General features: G+C 56.8%; 16 protein-coding genes. 3 read left to right on the top strand and 13 right to left on the bottom strand.

The window, feature by feature from the left end:
- Positions 1-135 precede the first annotated feature (135 nt).
- The 4 genes from hemG to pepQ are packed head-to-tail and all read right to left on the bottom strand — an operon-like array spanning position 136 to position 4,108.
- Entirely contained in the window at positions 136-672 is a 537-nt protein-coding gene (gene hemG, locus F3I15_RS10750; protein ID WP_150017899.1) for a menaquinone-dependent protoporphyrinogen IX dehydrogenase, read from the bottom strand.
- 18 nt (positions 673-690) lie between these two features.
- Positions 691-2,142: a Trk system potassium transporter TrkH gene (gene trkH / locus F3I15_RS10745; protein WP_065647777.1), complete on the bottom strand. Its 1,452-nt coding sequence runs from the start codon at positions 2,140-2,142 to the stop codon at positions 691-693.
- Positions 2,143-2,159: 17 nt separating this feature from the next.
- Entirely contained in the window at positions 2,160-2,777 is a 618-nt protein-coding gene (locus F3I15_RS10740; protein ID WP_150017898.1) for an IMPACT family protein, read from the bottom strand.
- Positions 2,777-4,108: a Xaa-Pro dipeptidase gene (gene pepQ, locus F3I15_RS10735; protein ID WP_150017897.1), complete on the bottom strand. Its 1,332-nt coding sequence runs from the start codon at positions 4,106-4,108 to the stop codon at positions 2,777-2,779. The genes F3I15_RS10740 and pepQ overlap by 1 nt, the downstream gene beginning before the upstream one ends.
- A 186-nt stretch (positions 4,109-4,294) precedes the next feature.
- On the opposite strand from pepQ, the gene fadB reads away from it, so the two are divergent.
- Both fadB and fadA read left to right on the top strand, forming a co-directional pair.
- Positions 4,295-6,478 carry a fatty acid oxidation complex subunit alpha FadB gene (gene fadB, locus F3I15_RS10730; RefSeq protein WP_150017896.1) on the top strand — a complete coding sequence of 728 codons (2,184 nt, stop codon included), beginning with the start codon at positions 4,295-4,297 and terminating at the stop codon, positions 6,476-6,478.
- Between the two features lie 9 nt (positions 6,479-6,487).
- Positions 6,488-7,651, top strand: coding sequence for an acetyl-CoA C-acyltransferase FadA (gene fadA, locus F3I15_RS10725; RefSeq protein WP_150017895.1), 1,164 nt, complete (start codon positions 6,488-6,490; stop codon positions 7,649-7,651).
- A gap of 63 nt (positions 7,652-7,714) precedes the next feature.
- On the opposite strand, the gene fre is transcribed toward fadA, so the two are convergent.
- Together fre and ubiD are read right to left on the bottom strand one after the other, a co-directional pair.
- On the bottom strand, positions 7,715-8,416 hold the full coding sequence (gene fre, locus F3I15_RS10720; protein WP_150017894.1) for an NAD(P)H-flavin reductase: 702 nt from the start codon (positions 8,414-8,416) through the stop codon (positions 7,715-7,717).
- A 31-nt stretch (positions 8,417-8,447) separates the two neighbouring features.
- Complete coding sequence (ubiD, locus tag F3I15_RS10715; RefSeq protein ID WP_150017893.1) at positions 8,448-9,932, bottom strand: 4-hydroxy-3-polyprenylbenzoate decarboxylase; 1,485 nt, start codon at positions 9,930-9,932, stop codon at positions 8,448-8,450.
- Positions 9,933-10,168: 236 nt separating this feature from the next.
- Here ubiD and rfaH point away from each other — a divergent pair, with 236 nt between their 5' ends.
- A complete protein-coding gene (gene rfaH / locus F3I15_RS10710; RefSeq protein WP_039381813.1) occupies positions 10,169-10,657 on the top strand; it encodes a transcription/translation regulatory transformer protein RfaH in 489 nt (162 codons plus the stop codon).
- On the opposite strand, the gene tatD is transcribed toward rfaH, so the two are convergent.
- From tatD to ubiE, 7 genes are all read right to left on the bottom strand, one after another.
- Positions 10,654-11,436: a 3'-5' ssDNA/RNA exonuclease TatD gene (gene tatD / locus F3I15_RS10705; protein ID WP_150017892.1), complete on the bottom strand. Its 783-nt coding sequence runs from the start codon at positions 11,434-11,436 to the stop codon at positions 10,654-10,656. The two genes, rfaH and tatD, sit on opposite strands and share 4 nt — an antisense overlap.
- A gap of 90 nt (positions 11,437-11,526) precedes the next feature.
- On the bottom strand, positions 11,527-12,273 hold the full coding sequence (gene tatC / locus F3I15_RS10700; RefSeq protein WP_150017891.1) for a Sec-independent protein translocase subunit TatC: 747 nt from the start codon (positions 12,271-12,273) through the stop codon (positions 11,527-11,529).
- A gap of 2 nt (positions 12,274-12,275) precedes the next feature.
- Positions 12,276-12,788, bottom strand: a complete 513-nt coding sequence (gene tatB, locus F3I15_RS10695) for a Sec-independent protein translocase protein TatB (RefSeq protein ID WP_150017890.1) — start codon at positions 12,786-12,788, stop codon at positions 12,276-12,278.
- Between the two features lie 9 nt (positions 12,789-12,797).
- Positions 12,798-13,043 (bottom strand): twin-arginine translocase TatA/TatE family subunit, encoded by a 246-nt coding sequence (gene tatA / locus F3I15_RS10690; protein ID WP_039381803.1) that lies wholly within the window; start codon positions 13,041-13,043, stop codon positions 12,798-12,800.
- Positions 13,044-13,147: 104 nt separating this feature from the next.
- Complete coding sequence (gene ubiB / locus F3I15_RS10685) at positions 13,148-14,785, bottom strand: ubiquinone biosynthesis regulatory protein kinase UbiB (protein WP_150017889.1); 1,638 nt, start codon at positions 14,783-14,785, stop codon at positions 13,148-13,150.
- On the bottom strand, positions 14,782-15,387 hold the full coding sequence (locus F3I15_RS10680) for an SCP2 domain-containing protein (RefSeq protein WP_150017888.1): 606 nt from the start codon (positions 15,385-15,387) through the stop codon (positions 14,782-14,784). Before F3I15_RS10680 ends, ubiB begins: the two co-directional genes overlap by 4 nt.
- Before the next feature lie 6 nt (positions 15,388-15,393).
- Positions 15,394-16,152, bottom strand: a complete 759-nt coding sequence (gene ubiE / locus F3I15_RS10675; protein ID WP_039381797.1) for a bifunctional demethylmenaquinone methyltransferase/2-methoxy-6-polyprenyl-1,4-benzoquinol methylase UbiE — start codon at positions 16,150-16,152, stop codon at positions 15,394-15,396.
- Between the last annotated feature and the right edge of the window lie 18 nt (positions 16,153-16,170).

Here is a 16,170-nt window from a genome sequence, read left to right as displayed (position 1 = left end):
TTCCTGTCGACGCCGTTTTCCGTAAGCCGGTGTGCCGTGTCGATGGAGGCGCATTATAGGGAGTTCTTCCGGGCTGACAAGCGTTAAATACAAAAAAAGAATCGTTCGCGCTATTTTTCACCACAACGCTCTATTTCACCACGATTTGCCTGGTAACTGCGCAAATTCATGCGCAAATCTGCTCACTGCAGACCAGTCGGTATACTCGACTTCTTTAGAAGTATCGGTTTCACCACCGGTCATGCGCATAATTAACTGAATCATTACCCGATCAAACCAGCGATAGCGCGGATAACGTAACGCACCGGCAAATACAGCGCAGCAGTCGGGCTGCCACGGTGACTGCTCAAGAAATTTGCGGGTATAGGCATTGGTTTGCGGGGAACGCTTGTCAGCTTTACGCGCCGTCAGATTCACGCTAAAGAATCCGCTTACCCGCTGCTGCAGCGACTGCCGGTGCTGCGTGACAAACTTCATCAGCGCCGTATCAAAATAGCCATAGCGAATCGAGGCGCCTATCAGTACGCGATCGTACTGCGACCAGTCAATCTGTCTCGTCTCTGCCAGATCCTGCACATCACATAACTGCTGCGGTACCAGAGTCTGAGCAATACGCGCTGCAATTTCGCGGGTTTGTCCGTCGCGGGTGGAATAAAGTATTAATGCTTTCATTACAGGTTCCTGTTTCTCTTATTCACGCCAGAATGTCGGCGTGAACAGCACCAGCAGCGTAAAGACCTCAAGACGCCCGAACAGCATCGTCAGGATCAATATCCATTTCGCCACATCATTCATGGTTGTGAAGTTGTCTGCGACTACACCCAGCCCCGGCCCAAGGTTGTTCAGCGTTGCCGCAACGGCAGCAAACGCGGAGAAGTCATCAACGCCGGTCGCGATAATGGCCAGCATGCTGAGCAGAAACACCAGCGCATAGGCGGAGAAGAAACCCCATACCGCTTCCAGAATACGCTCCGGCAGCGCCCGGTTGCCAAGCTTAATGGTGTAGACCGCATTAGGGTGCACCAGACGTTTCAGCTCACGTGAACCCTGCTTGAACAATAGCAGAATACGAATAACCTTCAGGCCACCCCCGGTTGAGCCTGCCATACCACCGATAAATGCTGAGCAGAGCAGCAGCACCGGCAGGAACAGCGGCCAGCGTGCAATGCTATCTGTGGTGAAGCCCGCCGTGGTTGCCCATGACACTACCTGGAAAAAAGCCTGATTCAGCGTTTGCCAGCCGCTGTCATAAACATTGTGCAGCCAGAGCACCAGCGTGCAGATCACCACCAGCGTAAACTGCACGCCAATAAACATCCGGAATTCAGGATCGCGCCAGTAAACCTTCAGGTTGCGCCCGCTCAGCAGTGAAAAGTGCAGGCCGTAGTTACAGCCGGAAATCAGCAGAAAAACCGCAACAATCGTGTTGATTGTCGGGCTGTTAAAATAGCCGATGCTGGCGTCGTGCGTGGAGAAACCGCCGATAGCGATGGTAGAGAAGCTGTGCCCGATAGCGTCAAACATCGGCATGCCGGCCAGCCACAGGGCCAGCGCGCAGGCGATGGTCAGCACAACATAAATCAGCCACAGCGTTTTTGCTGTCTCTGCAATGCGCGGCCGCATCTTGTTATCCTTCAGCGGCCCGGGCATTTCGGCGCGATAGAGCTGCATGCCGCCGACGCCCAGAATCGGCAGTATGGCAACGGCCAGCACGATAATCCCCATACCGCCCAGCCACTGCAGCATCTGCCGGTAAAACAGAATCGCTTTCGGCAGCGAGTCGAGTCCCACCAGCGTCGTTGCACCCGTCGTCGTCAGGCCGGAAAAGGATTCGAAAAAGGCATCGGTCGCGGAAAGGTGAGGCTGCTCGGCAAAGATAAACGGCATCGCACCGACGCTGCCCAGTACCGTCCAGAACAGCACCACAATCAGAAAGCCTTCGCGCGGTTTAAGTTCGGTCTTCTGTTTGCGGTTGGGCCACCAGAGCAGCGAACCAATGACAATCGCCATCAGGAACGTCTGACTGAAGGCGCGGCCGGCACCGTCGCGATAAATCAGCGCCACTAAACCCGGTACAATCATGGTTACCGAGAATAAAATAACCAGCAGACCCACAATGCGGGTAATGGCGCGGAAGTGCATTCAGCCGTGTCCTTTGTTCAGTTATCCAGCGGGAGCAGCGCTAGCGCACCCCGGCTGTAGTCAGAGAGGTTTTGCGTAAAGGCCGCTATCTGCGCATGAGGCAGCGCAATGCGCAGCGTGATGCAATCTTCATAGCGGCTCTCTTCAGTAATGCCGTCAAAACGCTGCAGCAGGCGTTCTATATCGCTCATCTGTGCATAATCACAGCGCAGCATAAAGGATTGCATCGGCACTTTGCGCTGACGCGGCAGCTGTTTCAGCCCCTGCTGCACCCCGCCGCCGTAAGCTTTGACCAGCCCGCCGGTCCCCAGCATGATGCCGCCATAATAGCGTACGACTACGGCAGTGATCTCACCAAGGCCGCTCCCCATCAGCTGCGCCAGCATCGGCTTACCTGCCGTGCCGGAGGGTTCGCCATCGTCGGAGAAGCCCAGCTGCTGTGAATCGTCCGGAGCACCGGCAACCCAGGCCCAGCAGTGATGTCGCGCAGCGGGATGCTCGCTTTTGACCCGCTGCACAAACGCCCGCGCCGCTTCAGCACCCGGCGTATGCGCCAGCAGAGTGATAAAGCGGCTTTTTTTGATCGTCTCTTCGCTGCTGCTTACCGCCTCAGCCGGAATATCATAAGCGTCCATCAGGCCAGGTGCAGGTCGCGCGTCATGTTCTCAATGCGATTAGGGTGGATGACCACATTATCTTCAATGCGGATTCCGCCATACGGCTTCAGCGCATCAATCGCCTGCCAGTCAAAGTGCTGGCTGTACTTGCCCCCGCGCAGCGGCGCCAGCAGCGAATCGATAATATAGAAGCCCGGCTCGATGGTCAGTACCATGCCGGGCTCCAGCACCCGGGTGCAGCGCAGATAGGGATAGTGCGCCGGCGCAGCCAGGTGCGTACCGCGATCGTCCTGCATAAAACCGGCCACATCGTGTACCTGCAGCCCAAGAGGATGACCCAGGCCGTGCGGCATGAAAGGTCCGGTGAGATTTTCTGCCACCAGCGCCTCTTCCGTCAGGCCTTTTACCAGACCAAATTTCAGCAGCAAACGCGCAATGCGCTGGTGCATCTGCAGATGATAATCGGTATAGCGTACGCCCGCTTTCAGCGTGGCGATCAGCGCCAGCTCCTCTTTATTCATTACCTCCACCAGCTCGGCATAGCGCGTTTTGCTTTGCGCTGCATAGCTGCGGGTTAAATCTGCTGCATATCCTGCGTAATCAGCGCCGGCGTCAATCAGGAAGCTGTGACGTTTGGCTGGCGGCTGGTGATCGAGCCGGGTGTAGTGCAGCACGGCTGCATGTTCGTTCAGCGCCACAATATTGCCATACGGCACATCCGTATCCCGGTGCCCGGTAGCGGTAAGATAGGCGAGGTTAATATCGAACTCGCTCATGCCGGAGAAAAACGCTTCTTTCGCCGCGCGATGGCCAGCAACCGCCAGCTTCTGCGCCTGACGCAGGCAGGCGAGCTCATAATCCGTTTTGATACTGCGATGATAATGCAGGAAATCAATGACCGCCTGCGGGTTGATCTGCGCGCTACTGAAGCCCAGCTGCGCAGCACGTTCCGGTACCGGGCCAATGTAGGCGACGTTCTCACGCGATGCGGGCAGCAGCTGTGCAATCTCATCTGCATTTTTCAGCCCGATGACATCAACATCTCCGGTCCAGAAGCTCTCCGGCAGCGGCTCAACGTTATGCCAGTAGTCGACAGGTGAATAGAACCAGAGTTTAGGTTTATTGCTGCCGTCGACCCACAGCCAGCAGTTCGGCACCTGCGTGACCGGCACCCAGGCTTTGAACTGCGGATTCACTTTAAACGGATAGGTGTGATCATCGAGAAAAACGGTCTGCAGTTCGCCGGAGTGGATCAGCAGCGCATCCAGTTTGCCGCGCGCCAGAATCTGTTGCGCCCGCTGCTGCAGCGTTTTGATATGCGCCTGATACAGTGTTTTCAGTGAATCCATGAACGAGTCTCCGATGTCGCGAAAGTGGCCGCAGTGTAGCATAGCCGCGCCGCTATTGGCGCGCCAGCCAGCCTGTGATCGCGGTATCAAATAAGCACACTGCCGTTTGCAAAAGAGGGGCAGGCCGCTCACACTCCTGTTCATCTGGTATGACCAGATCACTTTTCGCGGTTTCAGGAGACGGATATGCTCTACCAAGGCGATACCCTTTCATTACACTGGCTCGAAGACGGCATTGCCGAGCTGGTTTTCGATGCTCCCGGCTCGGTCAATAAACTTGATATTAAAACCGTCGCCAGCCTGGGAGAAGCGCTGAATATACTGCAGCAGCAGCCCGAGCTGCGCGGTCTGCTGTTAAGCTCCGCCAAACCCGCTTTTATCGTCGGCGCGGATATCACCGAGTTTCTTTCACTGTTTGACGCTCCTGAAGAGAAACTGAGCGCGTGGCTGACCTTTGCTAACAGCATTTTTAACCGGCTGGAAGATCTGCCGGTGCCGACCATTGCCGCCATTGATGGCTATGCGCTGGGAGGTGGCTGCGAGTGTGTGCTGGCAACCGATCTGCGCGTCGCGACGCCGGAGACGCGTATTGGCCTGCCGGAAACCCGGCTCGGCATCATGCCAGGCTTTGGCGGTAGCGTGCGTTTGCCGCGCCTGCTGGGAGCCGACAGCGCGCTGGAGATCATTGCCGCCGGCAAAGATGTGGATGGATTAAGCGCGCTGAAGCTGGGTCTGGTCGATGCCGTGGTCAGCCGCGACAAACTGCGCAGCGCCGCGCTCACTATGCTGCACGACGCCATTACCCAGCAGAGCTGGCAGGCACGCCGGGCGCCGAAGCTGGCGCCGCTGAAGCTGAGTCCGGTTGAAGCCGCGATGAGCTTTACACTGGCGAAAAGCATGGTGCTGCAGACGGCAGGTAAACACTACCCTGCCCCGCTGACAGCGGTGAAAACAATTGAAGCTGCCGCCGGGCTGACGCGCGATGATGCGCTTAAGCTTGAAACGGCTGCGTTTGTGCCGCTGGCACAGAGCGATGCTGCCCGCGCGCTGGTCGGCATTTTCCTCAACGATCAATACGTCAAAAGCCTGGCAAAAAAACATAGCGCCCGCGCAGAGCTGCCGCAGCAGGCAGCCGTGCTGGGTGCCGGCATCATGGGGGGCGGGATTGCCTGGCAGTCGGCGTGGAAAGGCGTACCGGTTATCCTGAAAGATATCAGTGAAAAAGCGCTGACGCTGGGTATGAATGAAGCCAGCAAGCTACTGAATAAGCAGCTGGCGCGCGGCAAAATTGATGGCGCGAAACTCGCTGCCGTGCTGACGACTATCCAGCCGGTGCTGGAGTATAGCGGTTTCCGCCGCGCTGATGTGGTGGTAGAGGCGGTAGTAGAGAACCCGGCGGTCAAAGCGAAAGTGCTCGCTGAGACTGAACAGCAGCTGCGGGACGATGCCATTCTCGCCTCCAACACCTCAACCATTCCGATTAGCGAACTGGCAAAAGCGCTGCAGCGTCCGCAAAATTTCTGCGGTATGCACTTTTTCAATCCGGTACCGCGCATGCCGCTGGTGGAAGTGATCCGCGGCGAACAGACCTCAGAAGCAACCATCAGCAAGGTGGTAGCGTGGGCCAGCAAAATGGGAAAAACAGCGGTCGTGGTTAACGACTGTCCCGGTTTCTTTGTTAACCGGGTACTGTTCCCCTATTTTGCGGCTTTCAGCCTGCTGCTGCGCGACGGCGCGGATTATCGCCAGATTGATAACGTCATGGAGCAGCAGTTTGGCTGGCCAATGGGGCCGGCGTGGCTGCTGGATGTGGTTGGTATCGATACCGCCCATCACGCGCAGCAGGTCATGGCGCAGGGCTTTCCGGCGCGCATGCAGAAAACTTATCGTGACGCCATCGATGTCCTGTTTGATGCGGGCCGGTTTGGGCAGAAAAACGGCCTCGGCTTCTACCGCTGGGAACAGGATAAAAAAGGTAAAGCGCAGAAAATACAGGATCCTGACGCCGGTAAGCTGCTGAGCAGCGTCAGCGAACCCGCGCGTGCGTTCAGCGATGAAGAGATTATTAATCGCATGATGCTGCCGATGCTGCATGAAGTCGTGCGCTGTCTGGAAGAGAAGATTATCGCCTCACCGGCAGAAGCCGATATGGCGCTGGTCTATGGCCTTGGCTTCCCGCCGTTCCGCGGCGGCGCTTTCCGCTATCTCGATACGCTCGGTAACAGCAACGTGGTCGACCAGGCCAGACGCTACGCGCATCTCGGCCCGCTTTATACGCTGCCGGAAGCGCTGGTGCAGCGTGCGCACGCGCATCAGAGCTGGTATCCCGCCGTTCAACCTATTGATGAAGCGTCGCTGCAGCGCGCCTGAGGAACAGAGATGGAAAATGTCGTCATTATTGATGCCGCACGCACGCCCATGGGCCGATCTAAAGGCGGCGCCTTTCGTCAGGTGCGGGCGGAAGATCTCTCAGCACATCTGATGCGGGAGTTGCTGAGTCGCAACCCGGCAATCGATCCCGCTTCGCTGGACGATATCATCTGGGGCTGCGTGCAGCAGACGCTGGAGCAGGGATTTAATATTGCGCGTAATGCGGCGCTGCTGGCGGAAATTCCGCACCGCGTGCCCGCCAGCACGGTGAATCGCCTCTGCGGTTCATCTATGCAGGCGCTGCATGACGCTGCCCGGGCCATTATGACCGGTGATGCGCAGACCTGCCTGATTGGCGGCGTTGAGCATATGGGTCATGTCCCGATGAGCCACGGCGTTGATTTCCATCCCGGCCTGAGCCGGACCGTGGCAAAAGCCGCCGGCATGATGGGCCTGACAGCGGAAATGCTGGCGCGCATGCACCATATCAGCCGCGAACAGCAGGATGCCTTTGCTTTCCGTTCGCATCAGCGCGCCTGGGCGGCGACGCAGCGCGGCGATTTTGCCCGCGAAATTATTCCCACCTGGGGGCACGACGCCGATGGCGTGCTGAAGCGCTATGAGAGTGATGAGGTCATCCGTCCGGAGACCAGCCTGGAGGGTCTGGCCGCGCTGCGGCCGGCGTTTGATCCGGTTAGCGGTACGGTGACCGCCGGCAGTTCATCCGCGCTCTCTGACGGCGCTGCCGCCATGCTAATCATGAGCGAAAGCCGCGCCCGCGAACTGGGCATCACGCCGCGTGCGCGTATCCGCAGTATGGCGGTAACCGGCTGCGATCCTTCAGTTATGGGATACGGCCCGGTTCCCGCCAGCAACATGGCGCTGAAGCGTGCCGGACTCAGCGTAGCGGATATCGGACTGTTTGAACTTAATGAGGCTTTTGCGGCACAAACCCTGCCCTGCATTAAAGATTTAGGGCTTATGGCGCAGATGGATGAGAAAGTAAACCTGAACGGCGGCGCGATTGCGCTGGGGCATCCGCTGGGCTGTTCCGGCGCGCGCATCAGCACCACCCTGCTTAACCAGATGACACAACATGACGTGCAGTTTGGCCTGGCCACCATGTGTATCGGCCTGGGTCAGGGCATCGCCACCGTATTTGAACGTATCTAAAACAGAGACCTGTGAATCGCACGTGTTCCCGCCCTTCCGGGCGGGTTTTTTTACGGCTGCGCCTCAGATAAACGCAAAGGCATCGCCATACATCTGCGCTTCCAGCGCGCCGCGCTCGCTGCAGAAGCGCTCACGGGCAATTTTTGCCATCTCAAAGCGTCCGGCGATATAGATATCATGGCCGCTCAGATCGGCATGATCCTGCATAACGGCGGTCAGTACCGTACCGCTGCGCCCCTGCCAGCCATCTGCAGGCTGCTCAACCACCGGAATCACCCTGAGGTTCGGGTGTTTCACCGCCAGCGCTTCCAGCTCATCCATATCGTAGAGGTGCTGCAGTTCACGTCCGCCCCAGTAAATGGCGATGTCGCGATCGGGCTGCTGCGCCAGCGCGGTCAGCAGCAGTGAACGCGCGTAGGAAAAGCCGGTGCCGCCGGCGATCAGAATCACCGGGCGCTCGCTCTCTTCCCGCAGCCACGCATCACCATGCGGCATATCAATCGTTACCTGCCGGTCGCTTCTGATGCGATCCATCACTGCCATAGCGTAAAGATTGAGATCGGATGCGCCAATGTGCAGCTCAATAATCTCTTTCTCCATTGGCGTTGAGGCAATGGAGAAAGGACGCTTGTCGCGCTCATCCATTACCACCATCAGATACTGACCGGCGCGAAAGCTAAATTCCGCTTCCGGGATCAGGCGCACGCGATATACGGTCTCGGTAATCGCCTCAACCGAAGTCACTTTGCAGCTTAACGTCGTCATAATTGCCCTTTCTTATGGTTCTCTGCTACCGTCAGCGCTGCGGCGGTTCGGCAAAGATTGCTAACTCATCCCAGATTGCATCAATACGCGCGGTGACTGCCGGATCTTTGACGATCGGCGTGCCCCACTCGCGCTGCGTTTCACCCGGCCATTTATTGGTGGCATCCAGCCCCATTTTGGAGCCCAGCCCCGAGACCGGTGAAGCAAAGTCGAGGTAATCGATCGGCGTATTCTCTACCAGTACGGTATCGCGCGCCGGGTCCATGCGGGTGGTAATCGCCCAAATCACATCATTCCAGTCGCGCGCGTTTACGTCATCGTCACACACAATAACAAATTTGGTGTACATAAACTGACGCAGAAATGACCAGACGCCAAACATCACCCGCTTGGCATGTCCTGCATACTGTTTTTTGATCGTCACTACCGCCAGGCGATAGGAGCAGCCTTCAGGCGGCAGATAAAAATCGACAATCTCCGGAAACTGCTTGATTAAGATTGGCACCAGCACTTCATTCAGTGCCACTCCCAGCACCGCAGGCTCATCGGGTGGACGACCGGTATAGGTGGAATGATAGATCGGTTTACGCCGCTGCGTAACGTGCGTAACGGTAAAGACCGGAAAGCTGTCTACTTCATTATAGTAACCGGTATGGTCGCCATAGGGGCCTTCCGGCGCCATGTCGCCTGGTTCAATGTAGCCTTCCAGCACAATCTCCGCGCTGGCAGGCACTTCCAGATCGCAGGAGACGCATTTTACCACTTCGGTTTTATTGCCGCGCAGCAGCCCGGCGAAGGCGTACTCCGAGAGCGTATCCGGCACCGGCGTGACCGCGCCCAGTATGGTGGCGGGATCGGCACCCAGCGCCACCGCAACCGGAAAGCGTTCGCCGGGATGGGCTTTGCACCACTCCTGAAAATCGAGCGCGCCGCCGCGGTGCGACAGCCAGCGCATAATCAGCCGGTTTTTGCCGATAACCTGCTGGCGGTAGATCCCCAGGTTCTGTCGCTCTTTATGCGGTCCGCGTGAAACGGTCAGCCCCCAGGTAATCAGCGGTGCCGCATCGCCAGGCCAGCACTTCATCACCGGAATACGCGACAAATCAACCTCATCGCCGCTGAAGATCTCTTCCTGACAGGGAGCATTGCGCAGACGCTTTGTTGGCATATTCAGCACCTGCTTAAACTGCGGCATTTTGTCAAAGAGATCGCGGAAACCTTTGGGCGGCTCCGGCTCCTTCAGAAACGCCAGCAGCTTACCGACGTCGCGCAGCGCGCTGACCTTCTCCTGCCCCATACCCATCGCCACGCGCTTTGGCGTGCCAAACAGGTTACACAGCACCGGCATGTCATACCCTTTGGGGTTTTCAAACAGCAGCGCCGGGCCGCCGGCACGCAGCGTGCGGTCGGCGATTTCGGTCATCTCCAGTTCAGGATCAATCTCCTGAGTGATGCGCTTGAGCTCGCCACGCTGTTCCAGCAGCGAAAGAAAATCTCGTAAGTCCTGGTATTTCATGTGGCTTCAGTTTTCCGGCCAGAGTGAATCGGGAAATCGTGCAGATCCGTAATGGTCTGGCAGTCTGATACAGATGCGCCCTGGTCGTCAATTCTCTTGCCGCAAAGCGCACAGATAACGCACTAATCAGAAAATTCGCAGAGAATTTCTCTGGCCGGCACGGTATACGCCAGCCGATACGCTATAACTCTGACTGCAGGTTTGTTATTCTTGGCATCCATTATTCGGGGGCAGTTATGGAATCCTGGTACTTACTCTATTGCAAACGCGGACAGCTGCTGCGCGCCAAGGAACATCTTGAGCGTCAGGCAGTGACATGCCTCAGTCCAACGATCGCGATGGAGAAGCTGGTGCGCGGTAAACGCACCACTGTCAGTGAGCCGCTGTTCCCTAACTATCTGTTTATTGAGTTCGATCCGGAAGCGATTCATACCACCACCATCAGCAGCACGCGTGGCGTCAGCCATTTTGTGCGCTTTGGCGCTATGCCCGCCACGGTGCCCTATGAAGTGATTGAAGCGCTGCAGACCGATACACCACAGATTGTTCTGGATCCTGAAACGCCGCAGTCGGGCGATGAAGTGCTTATTACCGACGGCACGTTTGAAGGGCTGCGGGCGATTTTTGCCGAGCCCGACGGTGAAACCCGTTCGATCCTGTTGCTGAATCTGCTGAATAAGCAGGTGATGCGCAGTGTGGATAACAAACTGTTTCGTAAGGTTTAAGCCAGCCTGAACAGCTGACGCGCGTTTGCGTCGGCCTGCGCACTCAGCACCTCCGCCGTCTCTCCGCGCCAGCCCGCCACCTGCTGCACCAGATGAGGCAGAAAACAGGGTTCATTGCGCCGCGAGGCCGGACGGGGCCGCATATCGCGCGGCAGCAGGTAAGGCGCGTCCGTCTCCAGCAGTAAACGCTCCGCCGGGATCAGCGGCAGCATCTCACGCAGCGCCATTCCGCGGCGTTCATCACACACCCAGCCGGTAATGCCCACTGAGAGGCCCAGCGCCAGACAGGCTTCCAGCTCCGTGCGCGTGCCGGTAAAGCAGTGCACCACCGCTCCCGCCAGCTTCGGCAGCCACGGCTCCAGCACCGCGACAAAGCGATCGTGCGCTTCGCGGCAGTGTAAAAACACCGGCAGCTGCAGCTCTGCGGCCAGCGCCAGCTGGGCATCGAATGCATACTCCTGCTGCTGATGCGCAGCCAGATTGCGGTTGAAGTCGAGCCCGCACTCCCCTATGGCAACTACCTGTTCGCTCTCTGCCAGGCGGCGCAGCGTGCTGGCTGTTTCTGCGGACCACTCACTGGCGTGATGCGGATGAACGCCGGCCGTAGACCAGCAGTAGCCGGGATGCTGTGCTGCCAGCTGTCGTGCCTGCTGGCTCTCCAGCGCGTTAGTGCCGGTAAGCAGCATGCCGGTGACACCTGCTTCACGCGCGCGCTTAACCACCTGAACGCGATCTTTTGCGAATTGCGTGCTGGTCAGGTTTACACCGATATCAAACATCTCTTCCCCCAAATAAAAACCGCCCGGCAGGCGGGCGGTTTGTAAAATGCTTTCACCCCGCGCGCAACGGGGTGTCCTGCGTAAACGCGATCAGGAGTCTTCCTCTGCCGCTTTACGCCCTTTGCCCACGTAGTAGCGGGAAAAGAATACGCCGACTTCAAACAGGCAGTACATCGGAATAGCGAGCAAAGTTTGGGAAAAAACGTCTGGCGGTGTGAGCAGCATCCCAACAACGAAAGCGCCGACCAGAATGTAAGGCCGTTTTTTTCGCAAATCGTCCGGCGTGGTGATCCCGGTCCAGCAGAGCAGCACGATGGCTATCGGCACTTCAAACGCAACGCCAAACGCCATAAACAGCGTCATGACAAAGTCGAGATAGTTCGTAATATCGGTTGCAATGGTGACGCCCTGCGGCGCGGTTTTGGCAAAAAAGCCAAACGCCAGCGGAAAGACAATAAAGTAGGCAAAAGCCACACCAACATAAAACAGCAGCGTGCTGGAGAAAAGCAGTGGCATAACCAGCCGGCGTTCATGCCGGTAGAGCGCTGGCGCGATAAATGCCCACACCTGATAGAGGATCACCGGAACCGCCAGAAACACCGAGACAATGATGGTCAGCTTGATCGGCGTAAAAAATGGCGAGGCAACATCTGTGGCAATCATACTGGCGCCGGCCGGCATCTGGCTGATTAGCGGCGCGGCAATCGCGTGATAGATGTCGTTAGCGAAATAGACCAGGCAGAGAAAAATCGCAAACACGGCAATGATGCAGTTCAGCAGACGCTTACGCAGCTCGATCAGATGGCTGATGAGCGGCTGGGTATCTTCAACAGCCATGGTTATCGTTCATCTTTTGCAGAAAGGGGAGTGGATGAGTGCGCCGCATCAGCCCGATTGTTAACGGTTTCTGCGGCAGCAGGTGCCTGCGCCGGTGCGCTGGCGTGATGCTCCGCCTGCGCGGGCGTGACAGCAGCAGCAGCCGGAGGCACATCAGGTTTAACCGCGGCAGGCTGATGAATCGTGTTCGCTTCATCCTCCGCTTTTTCGATATCAATACTCTGCTGAACAGAGCGCTTCATGGAGTCAGCGGTTTTGCGCAGCTCTTCCATTGACTGCTTCAGCTCCGGAGAGAGCGTTCCCTTTCCCGCCTCTTCCACTTTTTTCAGGCTGTCCTGCAACTCCTGCAGCTTTAGCTCCTGCGCCAGCTCGTGCTGCACATTAGCCGCCAGCGAGCGAATTGCCCGGATCCAGCCCACTACGGTTTTGACCGCCACCGGCAGACGTTGCGGCCCGAGCACAATCAGGCCGATCACGAACACCAGAACCAGTTCACTAAAGCCAATATCGAACACAGTTACACCTTACTTATCCCGCGGCTGATCTTTGTTCACCGGGTCATGCTGTTTATCTGCCAGCGTTTTGGCATTGAAGTCAGCATCCTGCTCTTTAGGCAGATCTTTTTTCTCATCTTCATCACTCATCGCTTTTTTAAAGCCGCGAATAGATGAGCCAAGATCTGAACCGAGGTTGCGCAGTTTATTGGTGCCAAAAAGAAGTACAACGATGACGGCAATAATTAATAATTGCCAGATACTGATACCGCCCATGAGATATGCCTCTGAAATACTTAATAAAACGAAAAACTGTAATGTGACAGACCGGGAAACCGGCTCCGGCCTGCGACATTACGCGATTTGCATCAGGCAAACAATTAGTTTGTCTTGCGCCAGCCCACCAGCCAGGTCACGATGCCCGCCGCCATTAACAGCGCCGGGAAGAAGTCCCAGTCGGGCCGGCTCAGGAGTACTGCCGTTCCGCTTAACAGCAGCGTGGCTCCTACGCCAAACAGGTAGCGCGACTGGTGATGCCGGGTACGCTGCGCGTTGAGTTCATTAACCAGTTTATCAACGCTGTGCTGCAATAACTTATGCTGGCGCATGCTGTCGTAAAACAGCTCCGGCAGTTCTGGCAGTTTCTCTGCCCAGAAAGGCGCTTTCTCTTTAACCTTACGTACCAGTGCCGGAAGACCGATCTGATCTTTGATCCACTCTTCCAGGAAGGGCTTCGCGGTTTTCCATAAATCGAGCTGCGGGTAGAGCTGACGTCCAATCCCTTCAATATAGAGTAGCGTTTTTTGCAGCAGCACCAGCTGCGGCTGCACTTCCATATTAAAGCGGCGCGCCGTGTTGAACAGGTTCAGCAGCACGTGACCAAATGAGATCTCCGCCAGCGGCTTCTCAAAAATCGGTTCACAGACGGTGCGGATAGCAAACTCAAAATCTTCAACGTTGGTATCGGGCGGCACCCAGCCGGAATCTACATGCAGTTCTGCTACCTTGCGGTAGTCGCGGTTAAAGAAGGCAATAAAGTTTTCGGCCAGATAGCGCTTATCTTCTTTGTTAAGCGATCCCACAATACCGCAGTCGATACCAATATATTGCGGATCTTCCGGATGATCGTAACTGACAAAAATGTTGCCCGGATGCATATCGGCGTGAAAGAAGCTGTCGCGGAATACCTGGGTAAAGAAAACCTGCACGCCGCGTTCAGCCAGCAGCTTCATATTGACGCCATGCTGCTCCAGCGTGGCGACATCCGAGATCGGGATCCCGTAAATCCGTTCCATCACCAGCATGGTTTCGCTGCAGTAATCGGAGTAGACCTCCGGTACGTAGAGCATGCGGCTTTGATCAAAATTACGGCGCAGCTGAATCGCATTGGCCGCTTCCCGCAGCAGATTGAGTTCATCAATCAGCGTTTTTTCATAATCGCGGACCACTTCCATCGGACGCAGGCGGCGACCATCCGGCAACAGGCGCGGCACCCAGCGTGCCAGCCGGTAGATCAGCTTCATATCCGCTTTGATTACCGGCAGGATATCAGGGCGAATCACTTTAATAACCACTTTGCGGCCGTTAGATTTCAGCGTCGCGGTGTGGACCTGAGCGATAGAGGCAGAGGCGAGCGGTTTAATATCGAAATCATCAAACCAGGTCTCAACCGGACCGCCAATTGAGCGCTCAATCTGCGCTTTTGCTTTCACGCCGTCAAACGGCGCAACGCGGTCCTGCAGGATTGCCAGCTCATCGGCAATCTTTGGCGGAAACAGATCGCGACGGGTTGAGAGCATCTGACCAAACTTGATCCAGACCGGGCCAAGCTGCTCCATTGCCAGGCGCAGGCGCAGGCCCATCTCCGCTTCTTTATGCCGGTTAGGGATCCAGAATACGCAGCGGCGCCACAGCCGCAGCGGCAGCGTGATGCGCATGTGCGGTATGAGTTCATCCAGCCCGTAGGTCAGAAAAATTTTAATGATAAAATATAAGCGCCGAAGTTCTCCGAGCGTCATTTCGCCTCCCGCTGTGCCAGACGCGCCTCAAAGGCGTTTAGTGAACGCTCCATCGCTTCAACCTCTTCTGCAAACCATGCCAGCTCCAGCGCACCGGGCGCCAGCCGCCACTCTTCGGTTACCACCTGACTGAGATAGTCCTGACGGCGCGTTACCTGCTGCTGCGCAAAAGCCAGCGCCCGCCTGCCAGCCTGACTGATACCCTGAGCCGCAATATCACCGGTCCAGGGCGCCAGATACTCTGCCGGATCGAGTTCAGCCAGATCCATTAATGCGGAAAACTGCTGTACCACCTGCAGATCGCCCTCAACGTTCAGCTCGCCGCTGCGGATCAGACCGGTAAGCTGCTGGCGATCGCGCAGTTTAGGCAACGTACTCAGGCGCAGACTGACGCTGCAGTCGCTGCTGTCCTGCCAGTCGCCCAGCACGTCCAGTCGCGTTTCGCTGAAAACCAGTACAAGGGGAAAATCGAGCTCCTGCAGCCGCAGCAGCAGCACCTTACCTGCCAGGCGCTGCCGGGCAGCTTTCAGACTGCGATCGCGATAAAGTACACGATTCAGCACGGTTTCAAGCGCGCCGGTAATAAGAGGGGTTAGCGTCATGGTTACTCAGAACTTAAAGCCACGATGCAGCGCGACAATGCCGCCAGTCATGTTGTGATACGTACTGTTTTCAAAACCAGCATCGTTCATCATCGCTTTCAGGGTTTCCTGATCGGGATGCATACGAATAGATTCAGCCAGATAGCGATAGCTCTCTGCGTCATTCGCCACCAGCTGCCCGATACGCGGCAGAATATGAAATGAATAGGCGTCATACGCCTTGCTCAGCGGATCCAGCACCGGCTTAGAAAATTCCAGCACCAGCAGACGACCGCCCGGCTTCAGCACGCGAAACATTGAGGCCAGCGCTTTCTCTTTTTCCGTGACGTTGCGCAGGCCAAACGAGATGGTGATGCAGTCAAAATAGTTATCCGGGAACGGCAGAGCTTCCGCATTCGCCTGCACATAGCTGACGTTGCCGGTGACCCCGAGATTACGCAGCTTTTCACGGCCCATTTTCAGCATCGAGCTGTTAATATCCGCCAGAACCACCTGCCCGGTTTCACCCACCAGGCGGGAAAATTTCGCCGTGAGATCGCCCGTGCCGCCTGCCAGGTCGAGCACGCGCTGACCGCGACGCACGCCGCTGCTGTCAATGGTAAAACGCTTCCATACGCGATGGACGCCGAACGACATCAAATCGTTCATCAGGTCATATTTTGCCGCAACGGAATGAAACACGTCCGCGACTTTATCGGCCTTTTCACTTTTTGCTACGGTCTGGAAGCCAAAGTGAGTAGTTTCCTGCTGTGATTCATCTGCCATCGGTTTTACCTGTTCCAC

This window comes from Pantoea sp. M_9 (assembly GCF_008631385.1).
Classification (GTDB): Bacteria; Pseudomonadota; Gammaproteobacteria; order Enterobacterales; family Enterobacteriaceae; genus Pantoea; species Pantoea eucrina.
The sequence above is the reverse complement of the archived record's forward strand: the minus strand, read 5'-3'. Positions and strand labels throughout refer to the sequence as shown.

Coding starts and splice junctions, on each gene's coding strand:
- hemG (WP_150017899.1), bottom strand. CDS start 672: ATGAAAGCATTAATACTTTATTCCACCCGCGACGGACAAACCCGCGAA.
- trkH (WP_065647777.1), bottom strand. CDS start 2,142: ATGCACTTCCGCGCCATTACCCGCATTGTGGGTCTGCTGGTTATTTTA.
- F3I15_RS10740 (WP_150017898.1), bottom strand. CDS start 2,777: ATGGACGCTTATGATATTCCGGCTGAGGCGGTAAGCAGCAGCGAAGAG.
- pepQ (WP_150017897.1), bottom strand. CDS start 4,108: ATGGATTCACTGAAAACACTGTATCAGGCGCATATCAAAACGCTGCAG.
- fadB (WP_150017896.1), top strand. CDS start 4,295: ATGCTCTACCAAGGCGATACCCTTTCATTACACTGGCTCGAAGACGGC.
- fadA (WP_150017895.1), top strand. CDS start 6,488: ATGGAAAATGTCGTCATTATTGATGCCGCACGCACGCCCATGGGCCGA.
- fre (WP_150017894.1), bottom strand. CDS start 8,416: ATGACGACGTTAAGCTGCAAAGTGACTTCGGTTGAGGCGATTACCGAG.
- ubiD (WP_150017893.1), bottom strand. CDS start 9,932: ATGAAATACCAGGACTTACGAGATTTTCTTTCGCTGCTGGAACAGCGT.
- rfaH (WP_039381813.1), top strand. CDS start 10,169: ATGGAATCCTGGTACTTACTCTATTGCAAACGCGGACAGCTGCTGCGC.
- tatD (WP_150017892.1), bottom strand. CDS start 11,436: ATGTTTGATATCGGTGTAAACCTGACCAGCACGCAATTCGCAAAAGAT.
- tatC (WP_150017891.1), bottom strand. CDS start 12,273: ATGGCTGTTGAAGATACCCAGCCGCTCATCAGCCATCTGATCGAGCTG.
- tatA (WP_039381803.1), bottom strand. CDS start 13,043: ATGGGCGGTATCAGTATCTGGCAATTATTAATTATTGCCGTCATCGTT.
- ubiB (WP_150017889.1), bottom strand. CDS start 14,785: ATGACGCTCGGAGAACTTCGGCGCTTATATTTTATCATTAAAATTTTT.
- F3I15_RS10680 (WP_150017888.1), bottom strand. CDS start 15,387: ATGACGCTAACCCCTCTTATTACCGGCGCGCTTGAAACCGTGCTGAAT.
- ubiE (WP_039381797.1), bottom strand. CDS start 16,152: ATGGCAGATGAATCACAGCAGGAAACTACTCACTTTGGCTTCCAGACC.